The sequence below is a fragment of the Paracoccus sp. S4493 genome (assembly GCF_000967735.1).
Classification (GTDB): domain Bacteria; phylum Pseudomonadota; class Alphaproteobacteria; order Rhodobacterales; family Rhodobacteraceae; genus Paracoccus; species Paracoccus marcusii.
On record NZ_JXYF01000182.1, the window covers coordinates 1 to 5,807 of the forward strand.

General features: G+C 67.2%; 6 protein-coding genes and 1 pseudogene. 6 read left to right on the plus strand and 1 reads right to left on the minus strand.

Annotated features, from left to right (window positions below):
• The 4 genes and pseudogenes from TW83_RS21225 to TW83_RS16045 form a co-directional block, all read left to right on the plus strand.
• Positions 1–474, plus strand: a pseudogene (locus TW83_RS21225) (D-alanyl-D-alanine carboxypeptidase); the annotation flags it as partial.
• Between the two features lie 143 nt (positions 475–617).
• Entirely contained in the window at positions 618–1,184 is a 567-nt protein-coding gene (locus TW83_RS16035; RefSeq protein ID WP_045983786.1) for a GbsR/MarR family transcriptional regulator, read from the plus strand.
• A 4-nt stretch (positions 1,185–1,188) separates the two neighbouring features.
• Positions 1,189–2,574 carry a cytochrome ubiquinol oxidase subunit I gene (locus TW83_RS16040; protein ID WP_045983787.1) on the plus strand — a complete coding sequence of 462 codons (1,386 nt, stop codon included), beginning with the start codon at positions 1,189–1,191 and terminating at the stop codon, positions 2,572–2,574.
• Positions 2,575–2,577: 3 nt separating this feature from the next.
• Positions 2,578–3,588 (plus strand): cytochrome d ubiquinol oxidase subunit II, encoded by a 1,011-nt coding sequence (locus tag TW83_RS16045; RefSeq protein WP_045983788.1) that lies wholly within the window; start codon positions 2,578–2,580, stop codon positions 3,586–3,588.
• Positions 3,589–3,624: 36 nt separating this feature from the next.
• Here TW83_RS16045 and ychF read toward each other — a convergent pair whose 3' ends face one another.
• Positions 3,625–4,722 (minus strand): redox-regulated ATPase YchF, encoded by a 1,098-nt coding sequence (gene ychF / locus TW83_RS16050; protein WP_045983789.1) that lies wholly within the window; start codon positions 4,720–4,722, stop codon positions 3,625–3,627.
• Positions 4,723–4,876: 154 nt separating this feature from the next.
• Here ychF and trpA point away from each other — a divergent pair, with 154 nt between their 5' ends.
• Entirely contained in the window at positions 4,877–5,674 is a 798-nt protein-coding gene (gene trpA / locus TW83_RS16055; protein WP_045983790.1) for a tryptophan synthase subunit alpha, read from the plus strand.
• Positions 5,675–5,691: 17 nt separating this feature from the next.
• The coding region (locus TW83_RS20070; RefSeq protein WP_239441403.1) for a VOC family protein at positions 5,692–5,807 on the plus strand (116 nt) is incomplete at its 3' end.

Here is a 5,807-nt window from a genome sequence, read left to right on the forward strand (position 1 = left end):
GGATCGGCGCGCCCTGCACCCTCGCCCCGGCGCACGGCCAGCATCGCCGCCGTCGCCCAGCCCGAGCCCGCAGCCGCGCCCGCCCCGGAACCGCAGATGCAGGCGGCCCCCGGCACCCTGTCGCTGGACAGCTCTAGGGCGCCCAAGCCGCGGTCCGAAACCGTGATCCTGGCCGCGATGGGCGAAGGCGACCTGAGCGCGCCCGAGGCACTGGAGGTCGTGCGCCGTCCCACCGACAGCGGCCGCAACTGGGGCGTCAGCTTGGGCCGCTACACCTCTCAGGCCGAGGCTGACCGGCTGCTGCTGCGTCTGGCCCTGCAGGACGGCAACCTGTTCGGCGCGGCGCGCCGGCACGTCGCCAACACCAATCGCGGGTTCGAGCCGCAGTTCGGAAACCTCTCCAAGGGCCATGCCGAACTGGCATGCGAGCGGATGCAAAGCCGGTCGCAGCCCTGCCAAGTCATCGCCAACTGACGACCCGGACAGACTGACTTGACGCCCCCGCCCGAAAAGGCGGGGGCTTTTTCATATGCGGATGCGACAACCTGCCCGCTATGCCAGCGCGCCGCTTGCTCTATGTTATTTTCAGTAATTTCTGAAATGACGGGAACAAGCGAATGTCAGTGTCGGCCTTGCGGCAGGAATTCATCCTGCATTTCGGTGAAATGGGATCGCGGTGGGGCATCAACCGAACCGTCGGTCAGGTCTATGCCCTGCTGTTCCTGGCGGATGAGCCGCTGTGTGCGGACGACATCGTCGCCGCCCTGGGCTTCTCCCGTTCGAACGTGTCGATGGCGCTCAAGGAGTTGCAAAGCTGGAACCTGGTGCGCCTGCGCCATCAGCAGGACGACCGGCGCGAATTCTTCACCACGCCCGACGACCTGTGGGAGATCGTGCGCACGCTGATCAACGAACGGCGCAAGCGCGAGATCGACCCGACGCTGACCAAGCTGCGTGAACTGTCGATGGCCGAACCTGACCCGTCTGACCGCGCAGCCCACGCCCGCATCGCCGAACTGCGCCAGCTGATCGAACAGATGACGCGGTTCCACGATGACCTGGCCCGGTTCGAGACCGAGCGCCTGGTCGCGCTGATGAACATGGGCGCCCGTCTTGGCCGCCTTGTCGACGGCGCGGGCAAGCTGATCCCGATCCGCCGCAGCAAACCTCAATCGAAAGGCTGAACCCATGGACCCGCTGATTCTGTCGCGGATTCAATTTGCCGCGAACATCTCGTTCCATATCCTGTTCCCGACCATCACGATCGCGCTTGGCTGGGTGCTGCTGTTCTTCAAGCTGCGCTTCAACCGCACGGGCGACGAAAAATGGATGGATGCCTATCGCTTCTGGGTGAAGGTGTTTGCCCTGTCCTTCGCGCTTGGCGTCGTGTCGGGCATCACCATGTCGTTCCAGTTCGGCACCAACTGGCCCGGTTTCATGGAAAGCGTCGGCAACATCGCCGGGCCGCTTCTGGCCTATGAGGTGCTGACCGCCTTCTTCCTCGAGGCCGCCTTCCTGGGCATCATGCTCTTCGGCTTTCGTCGCGTGCCGGGCTGGCTGCACACGACCGCGACTTTCCTTGTGGCGTTCGGCACCACGCTGTCGGCCTTCTGGATCCTGGTCCTGAACAGCTGGATGCACACGCCCGCGGGCTATGAGGTGATCGACGGCGTGGTCCACGCGACCGACTGGATGGCGATCATCTTCAACCCGTCGCTGCCCTACCGACTCACGCACATGCTGCTGGCCTCGGGGCTGACGGTGGCTTTCCTCATCGCGGGCATCTCGGCGCTGCGCTGGATATGGGGCGACCGGGGGGCCGAAGTGCGTGCCACGCTGCGCTTTGGCGCGACGCTTGGCGCGGTGCTGATCCCGCTGCAGATCTATGCCGGCGACATGCACGGCCTGAACACGCTGGAACACCAGCCCGCCAAGGTCGCCGCGATGGAGGGCAACTGGGAGACGCAGGGCAACGTGCCGCTGGTCCTCTTCGCCCTGCCCGATCAGGAGGCGCGCGAGAACCGGATGGAGATCGCCATCCCCAACGTCGCATCCCTGATCCTGACGCACAGCCTGGAGGGCGAGGTGCCGGGCCTGAACGATTTCGTGGCCGCCGACGGCACCCCCGAACACCCGCCCGTGGCCCCGGTCTTCTTCAGCTTCCGGATCATGGTGGGCATGGGCATGGCGATGCTGGCCCTGTCCTGGTCGGCCTTGTGGTTCATGCGCCGCGGCCGCGGGGTCGAAGGCCTGCCGCGCGCCTGGATCTATGCCTTTGCCGCGATGGGCTTCTCGGGCTGGATCGCCACGCTTGCGGGCTGGTACGTGACCGAGATCGGGCGTCAGCCCTGGCTGGTCACGGGCGTCCTGACGACCAAGGAGGCGGTCGGCCCCGTCACCGGCGGCATGGTCGCCTCCAGCCTGGTCGCCTACCTTCTGGTGTATGCGGTCCTGATGGCCGCCTATCTGGGCACGCTGACCTATCTGGCGCGCCGCGCCGCACGCCACGACCCGCTGACCCCAGACCTGCCCACCCCCGACGCGGGCGTGCGCGCCCTGCAACCTGCGGAGTAGATCATGCACCTCTTTGGTGATCCGTTCATCTGGCTGCCCTTCGTCTTCGCGATGCTGATGGGCATCTCTATCCTGGTCTATGTCGTCCTGGACGGCTTCGACCTGGGGGTGGGACTGCTGTTCCCCTTCGCCATCCCGTCGGAACGCGACCGCATGGTCGCCTCGATCGGTCCCTTCTGGGACGCGAACGAGACCTGGCTGGTCCTGGCCATCGGCCTGCTGCTGGTGGCCTTCCCGGTGGCGCACGGGGTGATCCTGACCGCGCTTTACCTGCCGGTGACGGTCATGCTGATCGGCCTGATCCTGCGCGGCGTCGCGTTCGAGTTCCGCGCCAAGGCCCCGACCCGTCACCGCGCCGCGTGGAACCGGGCGTTCTTCGCGGGCAGCCTGGCCTCGACCCTGGCGCAGGGGTTCATGCTGGGCCTCTATGTCACCGGGCTGCAGCTCAGCTGGATCAACATCGCGTTTGCGCTGCTGACGGCGGTGTTCCTGACGGTGGGGTTCAGCGTCATCGGTGCGACCTGGCTGATCGGCAAGGCCGAGGGCGTCCTGCAGGCCAAGGCGATCCTGTGGGCACGGCGCGGCATCTGGGGGCTGGTGGCGGGCATCGCCGCGATCTCGGCCGCATCGCCCCTGGTCAGTGCCCGCATCTGGGACAAATGGTTCAGCTGGCCCGAATTCGCGATCCTGGCCCCCCTGCCGATCCTGTCGGTGGTGCTGATCGCGACCCTGTGGCGGGTGCTGCACGTGCTGCCGATGGAGAACGACCGCATGGCCTGGACGCCCTTCGCCCTGACCACGGCGCTGTTCGTCCTGGCGTTCGGGGGGCTGGCATACAGCTTCTACCCCTATGTCGTCCCCGAACAGATGACGATCTATCAGGCCGCCGCCGCACCCGAGGCGCTGATCATCATCCTGGTGGGCGCGCTGATCGTCCTGCCGGTCATCATCGCCTATTCGGTGCTGGCCTACACGGTCTTCCGCGGCAAGGCGACCGAACTGACCTATTCCTGAACGAACAAGGCGGGCCGCCTGGCCCGCCTTTCCTCATCAGCCGCTGAACAAGAAGTGCAGGACGTCCCCGTCCTTGACCTCATAGGTCTTGCCCTCGACGCGCAGCTTGCCCGCCTCGCGCGCCCCGGCCTCGCCCTTGCCGGCGACATAGTCGTCATATGCGATGGTTTCCGACCGGATGAAGCCCTTCTCGAAATCGCCATGGATCACGCCCGCCGCCTGCGGGGCCAGGGTGCCCTTGGTGATGGTCCAGGCGCGGGCCTCCTTGGGGCCCACGGTGAAATAGGTCTGCAGACCCAGCAGGCTGTATCCGGCGCGGATCAGCCGGTCCAGGCCAGGCTCCTCCAGCCCCATCTCGCCCAGGAACATCTGCGCCTCCTCGGCGTCCAGCTGGCTGATCTCCTCCTCGATCCGGGCCGAGATCACGACATGGCCCGCGCCCTGCGCCTCGGCCATCTCGCGGACCTTCTCGGACAGGGCATTGCCGTTGGCGGCCTCGTCCTCGGCCACGTTGCAGACGAACAGCACGGGCTTTGCGGTCAGCAGCTGCAGCATGTCCCATGCGCGGCGGTCGTCGTCGGAAACGGAAATGGTGCGCGCCGGGCGGCCCTCGTTCAGCACGGCCAGCGCCTGGCGCAGCAGGCGGTCCTGATCCAGCGCGTCCTTGTCCCCGCCCTTCAGCTTGCGCGACAGGTTGGCCAGGCGACGCTCGATCGATTCCATGTCGGCGATCATCAGCTCGGTCTCGATCACGTCGGCATCGGCCAGCGGGTCGACGCGGCCCTCGACATGGGTGATGTCGCCATCCTCGAAGCAGCGCAGCACATGGGCGATGGCGTCCGTCTCGCGGATGTTGGCCAGGAACTGGTTGCCCAGGCCTTCGCCCTTGCTGGCGCCCTTCACCAGGCCCGCGATGTCCACGAAGGTGATGCGCGTCGGGATGATCTGCTTGCTGCCCGCGATGGCGGCCAGGGTGTCCAGCCGCGGGTCGGGGACTGCGACCTCGCCCACGTTGGGCTCGATGGTGCAGAACGGGAAGTTCGCGGCCTGTGCGGCGGCGGTTTTCGTCAATGCGTTGAACAGCGTCGACTTGCCCACGTTCGGCAAGCCCACGATCCCCATTCGAAAGCCCATGACAGCACCCTTTCCCGTCTGAATATCCCGCGCCTGTTACGCCCCCCGCGCGGCCAAGTCCAGCCTTGGCCCGGCCCGCGCCCGACCCGCGCCCGGAGATTGCACCCACCCCCCATGCGCGCTAGGGATTGTGCCAAAGAATGCAGGGACGGACATGACCAGAATCGACGACAGGTTTGCGGCGCTCAAGGCCCAGGGCAAGAAGGCCTTCGTGGCCTACATGATGGCATCCGACCCCGACGATGCGACCGCGCTGCAGATCATGCGCGGCCTGCCCGACGCGGGGGTGGACATCATCGAACTGGGCATGCCCTTCACCGACCCGATGGCCGATGGCAGCACGATCCAGGCGGCGGGTCAGCGTGCCCTGGCCCAGGGCGGCAGCGTCAGCCGCACGCTGGACATCGTGCGCGAATTCCGGCGCGACGACACCACGACGCCCATCGTGCTGATGGGCTATTACAACCCGATCTATGCTCGAAAGGGCGGCGTGACCCAGTTCCTAACGGATGCGGTCGAGGCGGGGATCGACGGCCTGATCGTCGTCGACCTGCCCCCCGAGGAGGATTCCGAACTCTGCGTGCCAGCCACGGCCGCGGGGCTGAACTTCATCCGCCTGGCGACGCCGACGACCGACGACCGCCGCCTGCCTGCGGTGGTCAGGAACATCACGGGCTTCGTCTATTACGTCAGCGTCACGGGGATCACCGGCGCGGCCGCTGCCAATGCCGCCGACGTCGCCCCCGAGGTCGCGCGCATCCGCGCCGCCGCCGGCCTGCCGGTGGTCGTGGGCTTTGGCATTTCGACCCCCGAGGCGGCCGAGGCGATCGCGTCCGTCGCCGACGGCTGCGTCGTCGGCAGCGCCATCGTCAAGCAGATCGGCGAGGGTCGCCCCGTCCCGGAAATCCTGGCCTTCGTCCGCGACCTGGCCGCGGGCGCCCATCGCGGGTGAGCCTGGCCTTCGATCACGTGGCCATCGCCGCCCGCACCCTGGACGAAGGGGCGGCGTGGCTGGCCGGTCGCGGCCTGACGCTGGAACCGGGCGGGCGCCATCCGGGCATGGGCACGCACAACCGCCTGATGTC